The sequence below is a fragment of the Bradyrhizobium septentrionale genome (assembly GCF_011516645.4).
Classification (GTDB): Bacteria; Pseudomonadota; Alphaproteobacteria; order Rhizobiales; family Xanthobacteraceae; genus Bradyrhizobium; species Bradyrhizobium septentrionale.
On record NZ_CP088285.1, the window covers coordinates 8004291 to 8020526 of the forward strand.

16 protein-coding genes and 1 pseudogene are annotated in these 16236 nt (G+C 64.0%); 2 read left to right on the forward strand and 15 right to left on the reverse strand.

Annotated elements, in window-relative coordinates:
• Window positions 1–5: 5 nt before the first annotated feature.
• The 10 genes and pseudogenes from HAP48_RS40040 to HAP48_RS40085 all read right to left on the reverse strand — a co-directional run bounded on the left by HAP48_RS40040 (window position 6) and on the right by HAP48_RS40085 (window position 8606).
• Window positions 6–1247, reverse strand: a complete 1242-nt coding sequence (locus tag HAP48_RS40040; protein ID WP_166205302.1) for a threonine synthase — start codon at window positions 1245–1247, stop codon at window positions 6–8.
• 213 nt (window positions 1248–1460) lie between these two features.
• The gene (gene lpdA / locus HAP48_RS40045) at window positions 1461–2882 is read right to left on the reverse strand and encodes a dihydrolipoyl dehydrogenase (protein ID WP_166205303.1); all 1422 of its coding nucleotides are present in this window, start codon (window positions 2880–2882) and stop codon (window positions 1461–1463) included.
• A gap of 17 nt (window positions 2883–2899) precedes the next feature.
• Window positions 2900–3142 (reverse strand): hypothetical protein, encoded by a 243-nt coding sequence (locus HAP48_RS40050; protein ID WP_166205304.1) that lies wholly within the window; start codon window positions 3140–3142, stop codon window positions 2900–2902.
• Entirely contained in the window at window positions 3143–3319 is a 177-nt protein-coding gene (locus HAP48_RS40055) for a hypothetical protein (RefSeq protein ID WP_166205305.1), read from the reverse strand. It lies immediately after the preceding gene.
• A 12-nt stretch (window positions 3320–3331) separates the two neighbouring features.
• On the reverse strand, window positions 3332–4699 hold the full coding sequence (locus tag HAP48_RS40060; protein WP_166205306.1) for a pyruvate dehydrogenase complex dihydrolipoamide acetyltransferase: 1368 nt from the start codon (window positions 4697–4699) through the stop codon (window positions 3332–3334).
• A 2-nt stretch (window positions 4700–4701) separates the two neighbouring features.
• A pseudogene (locus HAP48_RS40065) lies at window positions 4702–5006 on the reverse strand (DUF5076 domain-containing protein).
• 5 nt (window positions 5007–5011) lie between these two features.
• Window positions 5012–6409, reverse strand: a complete 1398-nt coding sequence (locus HAP48_RS40070) for a pyruvate dehydrogenase complex E1 component subunit beta (protein ID WP_166205307.1) — start codon at window positions 6407–6409, stop codon at window positions 5012–5014.
• Between the two features lie 44 nt (window positions 6410–6453).
• Window positions 6454–7473: a pyruvate dehydrogenase (acetyl-transferring) E1 component subunit alpha gene (pdhA, locus tag HAP48_RS40075; RefSeq protein WP_166205308.1), complete on the reverse strand. Its 1020-nt coding sequence runs from the start codon at window positions 7471–7473 to the stop codon at window positions 6454–6456.
• A gap of 159 nt (window positions 7474–7632) precedes the next feature.
• Entirely contained in the window at window positions 7633–7950 is a 318-nt protein-coding gene (locus HAP48_RS40080) for an FtsB family cell division protein (protein WP_029080870.1), read from the reverse strand.
• A gap of 104 nt (window positions 7951–8054) precedes the next feature.
• Window positions 8055–8606, reverse strand: a complete 552-nt coding sequence (locus HAP48_RS40085; RefSeq protein WP_166205309.1) for an NADPH-dependent FMN reductase — start codon at window positions 8604–8606, stop codon at window positions 8055–8057.
• 256 nt (window positions 8607–8862) lie between these two features.
• On the opposite strand from HAP48_RS40085, the gene HAP48_RS40090 reads away from it, so the two are divergent.
• The gene (locus HAP48_RS40090; protein ID WP_166205310.1) at window positions 8863–9978 is read left to right on the forward strand and encodes a D-alanine--D-alanine ligase family protein; all 1116 of its coding nucleotides are present in this window, start codon (window positions 8863–8865) and stop codon (window positions 9976–9978) included.
• 10 nt (window positions 9979–9988) lie between these two features.
• Here the strand turns inward: HAP48_RS40090 and HAP48_RS40095 are convergent, their stop codons facing one another.
• Together HAP48_RS40095 and eno are read right to left on the reverse strand one after the other, a co-directional pair.
• On the reverse strand, window positions 9989–11128 hold the full coding sequence (locus HAP48_RS40095; RefSeq protein ID WP_166205311.1) for a zinc-binding dehydrogenase: 1140 nt from the start codon (window positions 11126–11128) through the stop codon (window positions 9989–9991).
• Window positions 11129–11176: 48 nt separating this feature from the next.
• Window positions 11177–12460 carry a phosphopyruvate hydratase gene (gene eno, locus HAP48_RS40100; RefSeq protein WP_166205312.1) on the reverse strand — a complete coding sequence of 428 codons (1284 nt, stop codon included), beginning with the start codon at window positions 12458–12460 and terminating at the stop codon, window positions 11177–11179.
• A gap of 121 nt (window positions 12461–12581) precedes the next feature.
• Between eno and queF the strand changes: the two genes are divergently transcribed.
• Entirely contained in the window at window positions 12582–13058 is a 477-nt protein-coding gene (gene queF / locus HAP48_RS40105) for a preQ(1) synthase (RefSeq protein ID WP_166205313.1), read from the forward strand.
• Window positions 13059–13173: 115 nt separating this feature from the next.
• On the opposite strand, the gene HAP48_RS40110 is transcribed toward queF, so the two are convergent.
• The 3 genes from HAP48_RS40110 to HAP48_RS40120 all read right to left on the reverse strand — a co-directional run bounded on the left by HAP48_RS40110 (window position 13174) and on the right by HAP48_RS40120 (window position 16220).
• The gene (locus tag HAP48_RS40110; RefSeq protein WP_166202845.1) at window positions 13174–13425 is read right to left on the reverse strand and encodes a hypothetical protein; all 252 of its coding nucleotides are present in this window, start codon (window positions 13423–13425) and stop codon (window positions 13174–13176) included.
• A 314-nt stretch (window positions 13426–13739) separates the two neighbouring features.
• Entirely contained in the window at window positions 13740–14933 is a 1194-nt protein-coding gene (locus tag HAP48_RS40115) for an aspartate kinase (protein ID WP_166205314.1), read from the reverse strand.
• 39 nt (window positions 14934–14972) lie between these two features.
• Window positions 14973–16220 carry a peptidase M15 gene (locus tag HAP48_RS40120; RefSeq protein WP_224496795.1) on the reverse strand — a complete coding sequence of 416 codons (1248 nt, stop codon included), beginning with the start codon at window positions 16218–16220 and terminating at the stop codon, window positions 14973–14975.
• Window positions 16221–16236: the final 16 nt, after the last annotated feature.

Genomic DNA, 16236 nt, shown 5'->3' on the forward strand with positions numbered 1-16236 from the left:
AGGCGTCAGAACTGCGCGAAGTCGATCGGCTTGTGCCGGTCCAGCGTGCGCGTGACCGGCGGCAGCGGATATTTCAAGCCGCTGGCGCAATTGAACAGCATCACGCGATCGCCCTTCGAGACGCGGCCGTCGGCGAGGCTCTGCTTGTAGGCGGCATAGGTCGCGGCGCCCTCGGGGCACAGCAACAGCCCCTCCTCGCGCGCGACCTCGTTCAGCGCAGCGGTGATCTTGTCGTCATCGACGGCGATCGCGAACCCCTTGCTGTCGCGCACCGCGCGCAGGATGAGAAAGTCGCCGATCGCCTGCGGCACACGGATGCCCGAGGCGATGGTGTGGGCGTCCTCCCAGCGCGCCGCGTGTTCGGTACCGGCCTCATAGGCCCGCACCATCGGCGCGCAGCCGGAGGCCTGCACCGCCACCATGCGCGGGCGCTTTGATCCGATGAAGCCGATCTTCTCGAGCTCGTCGAACGCCTTCCACATCCCGATCAGGCCGGTGCCGCCACCGGTCGGATAGAAGATCACGTCGGGCACGTCCCAGCCGAGCTGCTCGGCGAGCTCGAGGCCCATCGTCTTCTTGCCCTCGATCCGGTACGGCTCCTTCAGGGTCGAGGTATCGAACCAGCCGACCTTTGCCTTGCCCTCGCCGACGATCTTGCCGCAGTCGTCGATATAGCCGTTGACGCGATAGACAGTGGCGCCCTGCAGCTCGATCTCGCTGACATTGACCTCCGGCGTATCCGCCGGGCAGAAGATCGTGGTCTTGATGCCGCAGGAGGTGGCGTAGGCGGCCAGCGCCGCGCCGGCATTGCCGTTGGTCGGCATCGCCATGTGCTTGATGCCGAGCGCCTTGCCCATCGACACCGCCATCACGAGGCCGCGCGCCTTGAACGAGGCGGTCGGCAACCGCCCCTCATCCTTGACGATGATCTCGCCGCCGCCAAGCTTGGCAGAGAGCCTCGGCAACCGGATCAGCGGCGTCGTGACTTCGCCGAGGCTGACGATGTCCTTGCATTTGCGCACCGGCAGCAGCTCGCGGTAGCGCCACAAATCGGCGGGACGCTCGGCCAGCGCGTCCTTCGTCAGCGCCTTCTTCACGCCAGCCAGATCGTAGCGCACCAAGAGCGGCTTGCCGGCCTTGGACAAGTTGTGCACCTGGTCGGCCGGATAGTGATCACCCTCCATCGCGCATTCGAGGTGGGTGACGAAGGTCGGGCGTTCGATGGTGAGGTTGTCGTTGTCTTTCACTGGATCTGCTCTTTCTTGTTCTTTGTGAATTCTTCACTGCGGACCCGTCACCCTGAGGAGGCCGCGAAGCGGCCGTCTCGAAGGGCGACGAGCCCCGCTGCTCGATCCGGGCCGTGCATCCTTCGAGGCTCGCTGCACTCGCACCTCCAGCGACAAAGGCTTCGCCTTTGCGCGGGGATGACGGGACTTCTAACGGCGGTGCTTCCCCGCCAATCAGATATTCAGCACACGCCCGTAGGCGTCGAGCACCGCTTCCTTCATCATTTCCGACAGCGTCGGATGCGGGAACACGGTGTGCATCAATTCCTCTTCCGTGGTCTCCAGATTCATCGCCACCACATAACCCTGGATCAGCTCGGTGACTTCGGCGCCGATCATGTGCGCGCCGAGCAACTGGCCGGTCTTCTTGTCGAACACCACCTTGACGAGACCCTGGTCCTCGCCGAGCGCGATCGCCTTGCCATTGCCGACGAACGGAAAGCGGCCGACGCGGATCTCGCGGCCGCCTTCCTTGGCCTTGGCTTCGGTCAGGCCGACGGAGGCGACCTGCGGGTTGCAATAGGTGCAGCCCGGGATCAGGTTCTTGTCCATCGGATGCGGATGCAGGCCCTTGATCGCCTCGATGCAGATCACGCCCTCATGCTCGGCCTTGTGCGCGAGCATCGGCGGTCCCGCGACGTCACCGATCGCGTAGATGCCGGGGATGTTGGTCTTGCCGAGACCGTCGATCACAATGCAGCCGCGGTCGGTTTTGACGCCGAGTTTCTCCAGCCCGAGATTCTCGATATTGCCGACCACGCCGACCGCCGAGATCACGCGCTCGAACTCCACCGCTTGCGGCTTCTCCTTGCCGTCGTCGATGGTCGCGACCACGCTGTCGGCCTTCTTGTCGAGCTTTGTCACCTTGGTCGAGGTGAGGATCTTGATGCCCATCTTCTCGAACCGCTTGCGCGCCAGGCCGGCGATCTCGGCGTCCTCAACGGGAAGAATCTGCGGCAGCACCTCGACCACGGTGACGTCGGCGCCCATGGTGTGGAAGAACGAGGCGAACTCGATGCCGATCGCGCCCGAGCCGACCACCAAGAGCGACTTCGGCATCCGCTCCGGCACCATCGCCTCGAAATAGGTCCAGACCAACTTCTTGTCGGGCTCGAGGCCCGGCAGCACGCGCGGCCGCGCACCGGTCGCGATGATGATGTGCTTGGCCTGATAGGCGCCCTCGCCGCTCGCGCCCTTCGGCGCCTCGACCGCCGACTTCTTCACCGTGATCCTGCCGGGCGCATCGATCGTCGCGTCGCCCCAGATCACCGTGACCTTGTTCTTCTTCATCAGGAAGCCGACGCCGTCGTTGAGGCGCTTCGAGACGCCGCGCGAGCGCTGCACCACCGCCTTCGGATCGAACGAGACGTTGTCCGCCGACAGCCCGTAATCCTTGGCGTGCTGCATATAGTGGTAGATCTCGGCCGAGCGCAGCAGCGCCTTGGTCGGGATGCAGCCCCAGTTCAGGCAGATGCCACCGAGATACGATTTCTCCACGATCGCGGTCTTGAAGCCGAGTTGCGCGGCGCGGATCGCGGTCACGTAGCCGCCGGGGCCGGAGCCGATGATGATGACGTCGAAAGATGTGTCGGCCATGGCGGCTCCCGTTCAACTCAACCTGTGGCGCCGCGGGCGCGGCTTCTTGCGATCAATGTCCTGACCAGCCATTCGAGCCCGGTCACCACGGCCATGATGGCCAGGGCCGTCAGCACGATCGGCTGGGCGATGTTCCGCGCCAGCTGTTCGCCGGCGAAGAACGCGGAGTGCAGAAAATCCAGCCCGACCGGATTGAGCACCAGCGCGGCCGACAGCAGCAGCGAGATCCAGGGCCAGCGCGTGCGAGCCGTGCCGGCCATCTACCCGTACTCCCGCCATACCGCACCGAGGAACACGAACCACGCCAGCGCCAGCACAGCGGCGCCGATCATCATGATCCGAAACTGGATCGTCGATATCAGGTCGCGGTTGACCGCGACGAGCAACGCAACGGCGATGGCGGCGAGCAGGACGTACGGTCCGTAGATCGCGTACATGGCTGATGCCCGTCACACCATCATCATCACGGGATTCTCGATCAGCTGCTTGAAGGCGCCGATCAGCTCGGCGCCGAGCGCGCCGTCGATCGCGCGGTGATCGCACGACAGGGTCACGCTCATGATGTGCGCGATCTCGATCTTGCCGCCGCGCACCACCGGACGCTCCTCCGAGGTGCCAACCGCGAGGATCGAGGCGTGCGGCGGGTTGATCACCGCGGTGAAGTGGTTGATGCCGTACATGCCGAGGTTGGACACCGCGGTGGTGCCGCCCTGATATTCTTCCGGCTTCAGCTTGCGGGCGCGGGCGCGCGCGGCAAAATCCTTCATCTCGTTGGAGATGGTCGAGAGCGTCTTGGTCTCGGCCTTGCGGATGATCGGCGTGATCAGGCCGCCCGGCATCGCCACCGCGACGCCGACGTCGGAATGCTTGTGCTTGACCATGCCGCCTTCGGTCCAGCTGACGTTGCAGTTCGGAATCTTCTGCAGCGCGACCGCCATCGCCTTGATGACGAAGTCGTTGACCGAGATCTTGTAGAGCGGCTTCTTCTCCTTGTCCTTCGGTGCTGACGCGTTGATCTCCTCGCGCGCGGCGAGCAGCTTGCCGATGTCGCAGTCGATGGTGAGGTAGAAGTGCGGGACGTTCTGCACCGAGGCGGTCAGACGCTGCGCGATGGTGCGGCGCATGCCGTCATGCGGCACGATTTCGTAGGAGCCCGGCTCGAACAGCGCGAGGATCTGCTTGTCCGACATCGACGGCGCGATGCTCGGCCCTGCCGCAGCAGGCGCGGCCGCCGGCGCCTTCAGGCCCTTGCCGGACTTGGCCTCGTCGACGTCGCGCGCGATGACGCGGCCGTGCGGACCGGTGCCGGTGATGCGCCCGAGATCGATGCCGGCTTCTTTCGCCAGGCGGCGTGCCAGCGGCGATGAGAACACACGGGCGTGGCCATTGGCCTGCGCGGCCGGTGCAGCGGCCTGAGGCGCCGCTGCGGGAGCTGCGGTCGGGGTCGGTGCGGGCGCAGCCGCCGGTGCGGGAGCCGCAGCAGGCGCGGCCTGCGCGGCGGGCTTCGGTGCCTCGGCGGGCTTGGCCGCTGGTGCAGCGCCACCGCCGGCGCTGGCGACCGCCTTCACGTCCTCGCCGTCACCGGCCAACACAGCGATGACGTCGTTGACCGGCACGTCCTGCGTGCCCTCGGGCACCAGGATCCTGGCGATCGTGCCTTCGTCGACCGCCTCGACTTCCATCGTCGCCTTGTCGGTCTCGATCTCCGCGATCACGTCGCCGGACTTGACCTTGTCGCCCTCTTTCTTGAGCCACTTGGCGAGATTGCCCTTTTCCATCGTCGGCGACAGCGCGGGCATGAGAATATTGATCGGCATTGTCAGTGACCTTGTTGCGACCGCGGTTTGGTTTGGCCCATGTCGGTCGGCCGGGCGATTTCGGCTTCGAACATCTCGACGATGCGCGCGAGCGCCTCGTCCTCGGTGTATTCGCTCTCGCGTGCATAGGCGCGCGCAGCGTGGCGGGCGATGTCGACGAGCATCAGCCCCCACATGTCCGGCTCCTCGAAGGCGCGCTGGAACGCGATCGACAGGCCGCCGTCGACGACGAAGGCGCGCAGCACCTCGATGGCGCCTCGCGGCCCATCACGTCAGGCGGCAGCGGCTGCTCCTTGGGACCGGCCATCGGCGTTACCGATAGGACACGGCCTTGGCGGCCGCGACCACCTCGGCGACGGACGGCAGAGCGAGCTTTTCCAAGTTGGCGGCATAGGGCATCGGCACGTCCTTGCCGGAGACGCGCGCCACCGGCGCATCGAGATAGTCGAAAGCGTGCTCCATGATGCGCGCCGCGACCTCGGAGCCGACGCCGCTCTGCTGCCAGCCCTCCTCCACCGTGACCGCGCGACCGGTCTTCTTCACCGAATTGATGATCGTCTCGGTGTCCATCGGACGGATGGTGCGCAGATCGACGACCTCGGCCTCGATGCCTTCCTTGGCGAGTTCATCGGCGGCCTTCAGCGCATAGGACATGCCCATCGCCCAGGAGACGATCGTGACGTCTTTGCCGGCGCGCGCAATCCGCGCCTTGCCGATCGGCACCACGTAATCGGCAAGCTTCGGCACTTCGCCGGTGTGGCCGTACAGCATCTCGTTCTCGAGGAAGATCACCGGATTGGGATCGCGGATCGCGGCCTTGAGCAGGCCCTTGTAGTCGGCGGCCGAATATGGCGCGATCACCTTCAGGCCCGGGATCTGCGAGTACCAGGCGGCGTAGTCCTGGCTGTGCTGGGCGGCGACGCGCGCGGCGGCGCCGTTCGGACCGCGGAACACGATCGAGCAGCCCATCTGGCCGCCGGACATATAGAGCGTCTTGGCGGCGGAGTTGATGATCTGGTCGATCGCCTGCATCGCGAAATTCCAGGTCATGAACTCGACGATCGGCTTCAAGCCCGCCATCGCCGCGCCGACGCCGATGCCGGCAAAGCCGTGCTCGGTGATCGGGGTGTCGATGACGCGCCGGGCGCCGAACTCCTGCAGCAGGCCCTGCGTCACCTTGTAGGCGCCCTGATACTCCGCGACCTCCTCGCCCATGATGAAGACGTCGCCGTCGCGTCGCATCTCCTCGGCCATCGCATCGCGCAGCGCCTCGCGGATGGTCTGCGTGACCATCTCGGTGCCTGCGGGAATTTCCGGATCGGGCAGCGCCTCGCTGACCGGCGCGGCCGGCGCCTTCGCCGCGGGCTGCGGCGCTTCCGCCTTGGCTTCGGCAGCAGGCGCGGCCTCCGCGGCCTTCGGCTGCGGCGCGGGAGCGGCGGGCACCTTGGCGAGGTCGGCGGCGCTTTCGCCGTCGGCCAGGATGGTGGCGATCGGCGTGTTCACCGCGACGTCGGCGGTGCCTTCCGGAATCAGGATTTTGCCGAGCGTGCCCTCGTCGGTCGCCTCGACCTCCATCGTCGCCTTGTCGGTCTCGATCTCGGCGATGACGTCACCGGACTTGATGGTCTCGCCTTCCTTTTTCAGCCATTTGGCGAGGTTGCCCTTCTCCATGGTGGGCGACAGCGCAGGCATCAGCACTTGAATGGGCATATCGGCTCCCGAAATCGGTCTTGAAATTCTTCTGCGCGGGTGAGTCAGCGGTAGATGTCGGTGTAGAGCTCCGACGCATCGGGCTCCGGATCGTGCTGCGCGAAGTCGGCGGCTTCGTTGACAATCTCGCGCACCCCAGCGTCGATTGCCTTAAGATCCTGCTCGCTGACGCCGGCGCCAAGCAAACGGTTGCGCACCTGCTCGATCGGGTCCTGGTCGTGACGGACCTTCTCGACCTCCTCGCGGGTGCGGTACTTCGCCGGATCGGACATCGAGTGGCCGCGGTAGCGGTAGGTCTGCATCTCCAGAATCATCGGACCATTGCCGCCGCGACACCAGGCCGTGGCCTCATCGGCGGCGGCCTTCACCGCGCGCACGTCCATGCCGTCGACCTGCTTGCCGGGAATGTTGAAGGAGGCGCCGCGCTTGGAGAAGTCCTGCTGCGCCGAGGCGCGCGACACCGCGGTGCCCATCGCATAGCGATTGTTCTCGATGACGTAGATCACCGGCAGCTTCCACAGCTCCGCCATGTTGAAGCTTTCATAGACCTGGCCCTGGTTGGCCGCGCCGTCGCCGAAATAAGTCACGCTGACGGCATCGTTGCCGCGATAGCGGTTGGCGAACGCCAGGCCGGTGCCGAGCGACACCTGGGCGCCGACGATTCCGTGACCGCCGTAGAAGTGCTTCTCCTTGCTGAACATGTGCATGGAGCCGCCCTTGCCGCGAGAATAGCCGCCGCGGCGTCCGGTCAATTCGGCCATCACGCCCCTGGCTTCCATATCGCAAGCCAGCATGTGGCCGTGGTCGCGGTAGCCGGTGATGACCTCGTCGCCCGGCTTCAGCGCCATCTGCATGCCGACCACAACGGCTTCTTGACCAATATAGAGATGGCAGAAGCCGCCGATCGCACCCATGCCGTAAAGCTGACCGGCCTTCTCCTCGAAGCGCCGGATCAGGAGCATGTCCCGCAGCGCCTTAAGCTCCTGTTCCCTGGTGAATTCGGGCGGCGAGCCAGCCTTCTCCTGCCCTGATTCTTTTGCGACGCTTTTCTTGGGTGCGGCCATGGCAATTCCAGGTGAGAGAAGTTGGAAAACCCTCTCTAACCCAACTCAAATCGCCTTGGAAGGATTGCGTTCGCCGGATGGAATTTTGCTATGCCGCACTGCAACGCAGCGCGACATTTTTGTGATAGCACGCGCGTGTTTTTGAAATTTGAGAACGCGTCAGTTCGACTTGTTGATCCGAACCAGATCACGCGGATTTGCGTAGTCGAGCTGGAAGCGCGCACGCTCGTCCAGCATGTCGGGATCGACCCGGTCAGACCGCAACAGCGACACCCGCTGCTCGCCCTCGGCCCGCTCCTTCTTCAGTCGCGCCAGCTCCGAGGTCAGCGCGATGATTTCCTGGTCGAGCTCCTGCCGCGCGTTCAGGCCGTATTTGCCGGTGTAGGCGTTGACGCCGAAATAGCCGACCATCAGCGCTGCCAGCGTGTAGAGGGCAAGGCCGGACAGAATCGATTTGAGGCGCGTGCGGGAAACCATGGCCGCGAAGATGCGGCCATGGCGGTTAATGGAATGCTAAACCAGAGCGTTTTCGAGCGAAGCCTGTCCCGGACTTGATCCGGGATGGGTGCCGGTTCGCGTGATCAGCCGTTCTGCTTCTCGACGAAGGCGGCAAAGGCGACGAGGTACTGCTGCAACACCGTCTTGAGCGACTCCTTGGTCAGTTCGCCGTTGTCGTCGAAGGCATCGCCGACGCCGTTGAGATAGGTTTCCGGCTGACCGAGGATCGGGCCGGAAATGCCCGGCAGGATGTTCTGCAGGTGCTTCGCGGCGCTGACGCCGCCGAGCGGGCCCGGCGAGTTGGAGATGATGCCGACCGGCTTGCCCATGAACAAGCTCTTGCCGTAGGGCCGCGAGGCGACGTCGATCGCGTTCTTCAGCACACCCGGGACCGAGCGGTTGTATTCGGGGGTCACGAACAGCACGCCGCTCGACTTCTGCAGCTTCTCGCGGAAGGCCAGCCAGTCCGCCGGCGGCGCCGCCTCGAGATCTTGGTTGAAGAATGAAATGCCCTCGAGGGTCGTCACGTCGAGATTCAGCGAGGCCGGCGCGAGCTTGGCCAGCGCATTGGCGATCTTGAGCGAGAAGCTCTGCTTGCGGATGCTGCCGACGATGGTGACGATGTTATAGGCCATAGCTAGTCCCCTGGGGTGCACGTGAAACCGGATTGGTGGTCCTCACCTACCGGTGCGGCGAAAAAGATGCAAGTGCATGAATCGCCCAATTCTGGAAACCCAGCGTTTGCAAAACTGACCTGAACACCGGGGCCTCGCCCATCCAGGTGGCCCTGAAACGCCGGTCTGGAGCATGTGTAGCAAATTGTCGACATCTTCGTCCGAGCATACTGCCGCGGATTCCTGCATCACCTGCCTACCGCCGAGAGGCTGAACAATGCCAGAGCGCAAGACACGGGTCGCAATCCTGTTCGGTGGCCGTTCCGCCGAGCACGACGTCTCGCGGGCGTCGGCAGCGAACGTGCTTCGCTCGCTCGACCCGGATCGCTATGACGCAACCGCGATCGGCATCACCGGCGACGGCCGCTGGATTGTCGCCGATGCGGGAAACGGCGCCGGCGCAGGTGGCGGCGCGCTGACCATTCCGGACCATGGACCGCAACTCGCGCTGCTGCCGGGCGGACAGGGCCGCGTCGTGGTGCTTCAGGGACAGGCGGCGGGGCCTGCGGAATTGCCGTCCTTCGACGTCGTCTTCCCGGTTCTGCATGGCCCGAACGGCGAGGATGGCACGGTGCAGGGCGCGCTGGAATTGTCCGATGTCGCCTATGTCGGCTCGCGCGTGATGGGCTCGGCGGCCGGAATGGACAAGGACGTCGCCAAGCGCCTGATGCGCGAGGCGGGATTGCCGATCGTCCCCTTTGTCGCGATGTCGAGCGGGGCTCCCATCAGCTACGACGATGCGGTCCGCGCGCTGGGGTCGCAGGAGGTCTTCGTCAAACCCGCCAACATGGGATCATCGGTCGGCGTGTCGAAGGCGCGCACCGCGGAGGAGTTCGAGGCCGGCTGCAGATTGGCATTCCGTTTCGACACGAAGATCTTGATCGAGCGCTGTGTCGCGCCGATCCGGGAGGTCGAGTGCTCCGTGCTCGAGGATGCCGAGGGCCGCATCCGTGCCTCCCAGCTCGGCGAGATCGTCCCCTCCGACAAGCACGGCTTCTACTCCTACGACGCGAAGTATCTCGATGCGGAAGGCGCGCTGCTTCAAGTGCCGGCCAAAGTGCCGGCTGCCATCGCCGAAACCATCAGGGAGCTCGCGATCAAGACGTTCGGCGTGCTCGGCTGCGAAGGCATGGCGCGGATCGACTTCTTCCTCCACGGCGAGCAGGCATTCGTGAACGAGGCGAACACCCTGCCCGGTTTCACCAACATCAGCATGTATCCGCGGCTCTGGGAGGCCAGCGGCCTGCCGCAATCCGAGCTGATGGATGTCCTGATCGGCCACGCCCTGGAGCGCCACAAGCGCTCCAGGAAGCTGGCATTCGAGCGCGAGTAGCGCCGATCCGTTATGCGCCCTTGTTCGGGTTGATCAGGAATTTCTCGCCGGTCGCGCGCTTGCCGTAGACGGCGATGTTGTCGAGCTGCAGGGTCTCCTGCAGCGAGACCACCTTGGTGTAGTGGCTGGCGAAAGTGGTCTTCAGCTCGGCCACCACGCGCTGGCGCAGCTTGTTGCCGGCCTCCGGGCCGATCTTCATCAGGAACGGGAACAGCAGCCAGCCGCCGACGCCCCAGGCCATGCCGAAGCCGCGCGGCAGCTCGATCGGGCGGGTGTCGAGACCGCCATAGACATAGACCTGCTTGTGCACATTCGAGCCGTAGCGGCTGTAGGCCTTGGCGGTCTTGTTGATCGCGATCTCCATCGCGATCAGGATATCGCCTGCGAGCTTGCCGCCGCCGATCGCATCGAAGGCGATGGTCGCGCCGGTCTCGACCAGCGCGTTGGTGAGCTTGTCCATGAAATCGGGCGCGCTGGAATCGACCACATGCTTGGCGCCGATCTTGTGCAGGATGTCGGCCTGCTCCTTGTTGCGCACGATGTTGACGAGGCCGATGCCGTCCTTGAGGCAGATCTTGTTGAGCATCTGGCCGAGATTGGATGCGGCGGCCGTGTGCACCAGCGCCTTGTGCCCCTCGCGCCGCATCGTCTCGGTCATGCCGAGCGCGGTCAGCGGATTGACGAAGCAGGACGCCCCTTCCGCCGGGGTGATGCCGTCGGGCAGCGGCAGGCATTCGTTGACGCGCAGCGTGCGGTATTGCGCATACATCGCGCCGCCGATCATCGCGACCGTGCGGCCCATCAGCGCTTTCGCCGCGTCCGACGAGCCGGTCCTGATCACGACGCCGGCGCCTTCATTGCCGACCGGCATCGACTCGTCGAACCGAGCGGCGAGGCCAGGCAGCGCCGCTTCCGGCACGCGCGCGGTCACGACAGGCAATTCCGTGCTGCCGGAGGCCTTGGCGGCCGCCATGTCGGCCGGGCCGATCAGGAGCCCGAGGTCGGACGGATTGATCGGGGTCGCCTCGACCCGGACCACGACCTCATCGGGGCCGGGCTCGGGGGTCGGGACATTGACCAGCGATATCTCCAGTTCGCCATTCTTCTTGAGCAGCGAACGCAGCTGCAGACCGCTCTTGCCGTCACTCATCCCGACCTCCCTTTTTTGCGTTTGTTAGGCTCCGATCAAGTTGGGGCGTTACGCCAGCGCCTTCAAGGCCGCCCTGCCCGCGTATTTCGCCTGGGTACCGAGCTGCTGCTCGATGCGCAGCAGCTGGTTGTACTTGGCGGTACGGTCGGAGCGCGCCAGCGAGCCGGTCTTGATCTGACCGCAATTGGTGGCGACCGCCAGATCAGCGATCGTGGAGTCCTCGGTCTCGCCGGAGCGGTGCGACATCACGGCGGTGTAGCCGGCCTTGTAGGCCATCTCGATCGCGGCGAGCGTCTCGGTCAGGGTGCCGATCTGGTTGACCTTGACCAGGATCGAATTGCCGCGGCCGTTCTTGATGCCGTCGGCAAGCCGCGTCACGTTGGTGACGAACAAATCGTCGCCGACCAGCTGGCACTTGTTGCCGATCGCATCGGTCAGCTCCTTCCAGCCGTCCATGTCGTCTTCCGACATGCCGTCCTCGATGGTGACGATCGGATAGCGGCCGACCAGATCGGCGAGATATTTCACCTGCTCCGAACGCGAGCGGGTCTTGTTCTCGCCGCCATAGACGTAGGACCCTTCCTTGAAGAATTCGGTGGAGGCGCAGTCGAGGCCGAGCAGGACATCGCCGCCCGCCTTGTAGCCGGCCTTGCCGATCGCGTTCATGATGAACTCGAGCGCGGCGTCGGCCGACGGCAGGTTCGGCGCAAAACCGCCCTCGTCGCCGACATTGGTGTTGTGGCCGGCCTTCTTCAGTTCGCCGCGCAGCGTGTGGAAGATTTCCGAACCGCAACGCAGCGCTTCGGCAAACGACGCGGCGCCGACCGGCAAGATCATGAATTCCTGGAAGTCGATCGGATTGTCGGCATGCACGCCGCCATTGATGATGTTCATCATCGGCACCGGCAGCGTCCGCGCCGATGTGCCGCCGACGTAACGATACAGCGGCATGTCGAAGGATTCGGCGGCCGCCTTGGCGCAGGCGAGCGAGACGCCGAGGATGGCGTTGGCCCCCAGCCGGCTCTTGTTCGGCGTGCCGTCGAGATCGATCATGATCTGGTCGATCGCGACTTGCTCCTCGACCGAGTGATCGCTGAGCGCCTCGAAGATCTCGCCATTGACGGCGGCGACCGCCTTCTGGACGCCCTTGCCGAGATAGCGCGCCTTGTCGCCGTCGCGCAGTTCCACCGCCTCATGCGCGCCGGTGGACGCGCCCGACGGCACCGCCGCGCGACCGATTGACCCGTCCTCCAGCACCACATCGACCTCGACCGTGGGATTGCCGCGGCTATCCAGGATTTCGCGGCCGATGATGTCGATAATGGCAGTCATGAGAACCTCTTATGGCAGTGAGGGGGTCGGATGGCGCTGCTTCTAGCGCAATGCATCGAGGGGGAAAAGGCCGGGTGACGGGGGCGCCATCATTGGCTAAGAGGACGCCACGGAGACCCGAATGGCGAAGAAATCCAGCAAATCAACGACCTCCCCCGGCCTGCAACTCGGGCGAGCGGTGGAATGGCCCGACGCGCCGGAAAAGGCGCAGCTCGACCGCGTGCCCAATCCGCAGGCTGGTACCGATTATCTGGTGCGCTTCACGGTGCCGGAATTCACCTCGATCTGCCCGGTGACGGGACAGCCGGATTTCGCGCATCTGGTGATCGATTATGTGCCGGGCCGCTGGCTGCTGGAATCCAAATCGCTGAAACTGTTCGCCGCGAGTTTCCGCAACCATGGCGCCTTCCATGAGGACTGCACTGTCATGATCGGCCGGCGGATCTCAGACGAGATCGAGCCGAAATGGCTGCGCATCGGCGGCTACTGGTATCCGCGCGGCGGCATCCCGATCGACGTGTTCTTCCAGACCGGTCGGCTGCCGAAGGGCATCTGGGTTCCCGATCAGGGCGTCGCGCCCTATCGCGGGCGCGGCTAGGTCGGGCACACGTTAATTTCGGCACCCCCGGCCTGCCCTCGGAAAGGCGACGAGAATGCATCTGGGTCTTGGGCCTGAAGCGGACCTCCGCATGATGATCCGCATCTGATCGAGGTCAGGCGTCGCTGTGGTGGTCGGACACATCGCTACCGCTGGTCTTCGGCCTGGAAATCGGAGGGATGCAGCTACCGAAGCGCGGATCGAGCGGATCGTAACGCGACCTCATTCTCGCGACGATATACAGCACCGCCAGTGCGAAGGAACCGAGCAGCAGCACGATCCACGCAGGTGGCCGACTTGCGATCAAAAGCACCGTTGCCCCGACCAGTATCAACGCGACAGTGCCCAAAGACAGCTTTGAAGCCATGACCGGCTCCGCAGTAAGCTCGAGCACGGGACATTACTGTTGAAATCGATACATTTGTGAGAGGCCGACTGCGACACTCCAGCGCAGCTATCGCACACACGATCGACCAGGTGGCTTCGGACGTTGCACGCCGGGCCGTCACGAGACTCGCGTTCCCAAGCGCAGCCCGCAATCGCAATGATGACGCCGTGGATGTCGGCTTCGGATCAAACGCCGTCGCTCGCCAGCTGACGCTATTGAGTACACGTCCTGGAGATCGCCAGGGCTCGACGTCCTCGCTTCGTCCAGCGTCAACGCCTCTCACCAGATTTCGACTAGGTCAGCGAATGCAAAGCCTTGACCGCAGCCTCACGGCTCTCCACCGGAACAAAGAAACTTACGGAATGCGATGACAAAACATACTTGTCGGCGATAATCCCGTGACGTTGCAGAATCTGAATCGCCTTGTATGGCAAGTCTGAAGAAATGCCGCCGAAGCAAGTGAGGCTCACCGAGCTCAGAGTCTCGCGCTGCTTGCGCAAGTCTTTGCTCCTTTCCAGCGTACGTAGCAACGTGTCGATTGTCTCCGAATCGCAAGTCATCATGATGCGGGTTTTTCCGGCGGTGAAGGCCGAGGCGAGGAGTTGCGGCCAAGGCAAGCCATTTTGCTTGAGATGCCGCGCGAACTTCTCAAAGCCTTGATTGAGGTCCGCCGAATCGATCTCTACATGCTCAATGCGAGCCATCGAGTTGACGGCCAAGACTCTTCCGTTCTCCATGTCCGCAACCTCCTTCATCACTTGCGTGCTGTGCCGAGCGCCGCCCCACTTTCTCAGGACCAGAGGGACATTTTGTCTGTGGGCCAGCTCCACGCTGCGAAAATGCAAGACCTTGGCGCCCCAGAAACACATTTCGGATAGCGATGCGAAATCCAGCTGACGCAAGGGTTTTGCATCCGCGACGATGCGCGGATCGGCCGAGCAAACTCCGTCGACCTCCTTGATAATTTCACAGCACTCCGCTTTGAGCGCCGCAGCCATGGCGACCGCAGTGGTATCGCTGCCGCCCCGGCCCAGCGTCGTGATTTCTTTGGTCGCCGGATTCACGCCCTGAAAGCCTGCCAACACCACGACGCGTCCGCGATCGAGCTCTTCGCGCACGCGAATCGGCCGCACATCCAGAATGCGTGCGGAGGAATGGGATTCGTCGGTCATCACTCCGGCTTGACTGCCGGTAAAACTGATCGCCGGCACGCCGAGATCAGACAGCGCCATGCTCATCAGGGACATGCTGATGCGCTCGCCGGTGGTCAATAACATATCGAGTTCGCGGCGATTGGGATGCGGGCTGACCTGATAGGCCATCCGGACGAGTTCGTCGGTGGTCTTGCCCATCGCTGAAACGATCGCCACGACACGATGACCACGGCCGTGCAAATCGGCGACACTGCTTGCGACTGCGCGGATTTTTGCCGGTGTTTCGAGACAGGCGCCGCCGTATTTTTGCACGATGATGGGATCGCTACGCATTCTTGCCCGCATCGAGTTGAGAGGCGCAGCTGAACCGGATCAGATCGTTCTCCCCTTCGACACTTTGGCGGTTTTTCGTTGTTTCGCTACGACCCGCAGAGCGACCCGGTTGCGCTTCTTGACATCCGCTTCCGCTTGTTGAGCTTTCGTCCCGCCGCGACGAGAGGTGTATTCCTTGCCGTCTATCGGTGCGACATGCGGCGGATCTCGATTGAGATACGGTCGCCCGATGCCAAAATCCGATCCGCGCGCATCGATCCATTTCCAAAGGGCCTCGGTGGAAACCCAACGCTGCGCCCGTGTCGCGCCGTTGACGCTGACGACATCGGCGGCAAGCCCGTGGCCATAGCCACCACGGGAGCTCCCTCCATGGTATGACTTGTCGCTCGCCGCCTTCAGGCCGCTCGCGATCGATTGGCGGTAGTCATCGCGGAACGCGCTGGTTATGCCGGGAGACAGCCCCGCCTGCTCCGCCGCGTAGAGTGCATGAAAGAGCTTGAGCTTGAAGGTCCGATCCATCCCTCCTATCACATAGTCGATCATCGGCATGCCCATTCTTTCCGCAGCCTTCGGATCCTTCCACGTGAAATCGTTATCGACGCGCCTGGTGAAGGTCCTGGTGACAGTCACCGTCCTGCGCTTCCTCTTGACTGTCACCTTCCTCCGCTCTTGCACACTGATGGTGTCTTCCTTGGGCGTCCGTTCGTAGAGCGCCCACAGGTACCGGTCGATGCAGACATCAACGACGAGGCACTCATCGAAAATTTCGAGGCGGCTCGTGGTTTCCTTGGTCTCGCTCGACGCTGGAGGCGTGCTCGCTGTCGCCGCTTGCACCGGCGATGTTTCGACCGGCAGCATCTGCGACGAATCCGGCAACGCAGCCACGACAATTGATTTTGGCTCGCTCGAGATCGCCGCCGCATCGGGGGCCGTCGCCGGCATCGATTCGACCGCCATTGCGCCATCGGCGCTGGCGACAGCGACAGCTTTGCCCATGACGGCGGTCTGCGGCGTGTCGGTCGTGTCGGAGGCCGATCCCGTCACCGGTTCGGCAGCCATCCCCACGTCGGCGTTCAAGTCGGCGACCTTGCCGATTGCGGTTGCCTGTGGCGCATCAGCCAGTTCGGCGTCGGCGGTGAGAGATGGTGCGCGGCTGCCCTCGATCGACATTGCCGCGGTGTTCTCGATGCCGACAGAGCCAGCAAGCCAGGCAAAGAGCCAACCTGCGAGAATGACCATCCCGCACAACTCCGGCGTCACCGTCACAATTCGCCGCGGGTTCATCATCCCGTAGCCTCCAAAA

Bases quoted from the DNA above. Each gene is read 5' to 3' on its own strand.
- HAP48_RS40050 (WP_166205304.1), bottom strand. From the start codon at position 3,142: ATGGCCGGCACGGCTCGCACGCGCTGGCCCTGGATCTCGCTGCTGCTG.
- lpdA (WP_166205303.1), bottom strand. From the start codon at position 2,882: ATGGCCGACACATCTTTCGACGTCATCATCATCGGCTCCGGCCCCGGC.
- HAP48_RS40090 (WP_166205310.1), top strand. From the start codon at position 8,863: ATGCCAGAGCGCAAGACACGGGTCGCAATCCTGTTCGGTGGCCGTTCC.
- pdhA (WP_166205308.1), bottom strand. From the start codon at position 7,473: ATGGCCGCACCCAAGAAAAGCGTCGCAAAAGAATCAGGGCAGGAGAAG.
- eno (WP_166205312.1), bottom strand. From the start codon at position 12,460: ATGACTGCCATTATCGACATCATCGGCCGCGAAATCCTGGATAGCCGC.
- HAP48_RS40070 (WP_166205307.1), bottom strand. From the start codon at position 6,409: ATGCCCATTCAAGTGCTGATGCCTGCGCTGTCGCCCACCATGGAGAAG.
- HAP48_RS40055 (WP_166205305.1), bottom strand. From the start codon at position 3,319: ATGTACGCGATCTACGGACCGTACGTCCTGCTCGCCGCCATCGCCGTT.
- HAP48_RS40080 (WP_029080870.1), bottom strand. From the start codon at position 7,950: ATGGTTTCCCGCACGCGCCTCAAATCGATTCTGTCCGGCCTTGCCCTC.
- HAP48_RS40060 (WP_166205306.1), bottom strand. From the start codon at position 4,699: ATGCCGATCAATATTCTCATGCCCGCGCTGTCGCCGACGATGGAAAAG.
- HAP48_RS40115 (WP_166205314.1), bottom strand. From the start codon at position 14,933: ATGCGTAGCGATCCCATCATCGTGCAAAAATACGGCGGCGCCTGTCTC.
- HAP48_RS40120 (WP_224496795.1), bottom strand. From the start codon at position 16,220: ATGATGAACCCGCGGCGAATTGTGACGGTGACGCCGGAGTTGTGCGGG.
- queF (WP_166205313.1), top strand. From the start codon at position 12,582: ATGGCGAAGAAATCCAGCAAATCAACGACCTCCCCCGGCCTGCAACTC.
- HAP48_RS40110 (WP_166202845.1), bottom strand. From the start codon at position 13,425: ATGGCTTCAAAGCTGTCTTTGGGCACTGTCGCGTTGATACTGGTCGGG.
- HAP48_RS40095 (WP_166205311.1), bottom strand. From the start codon at position 11,128: ATGAGTGACGGCAAGAGCGGTCTGCAGCTGCGTTCGCTGCTCAAGAAG.
- HAP48_RS40085 (WP_166205309.1), bottom strand. From the start codon at position 8,606: ATGGCCTATAACATCGTCACCATCGTCGGCAGCATCCGCAAGCAGAGC.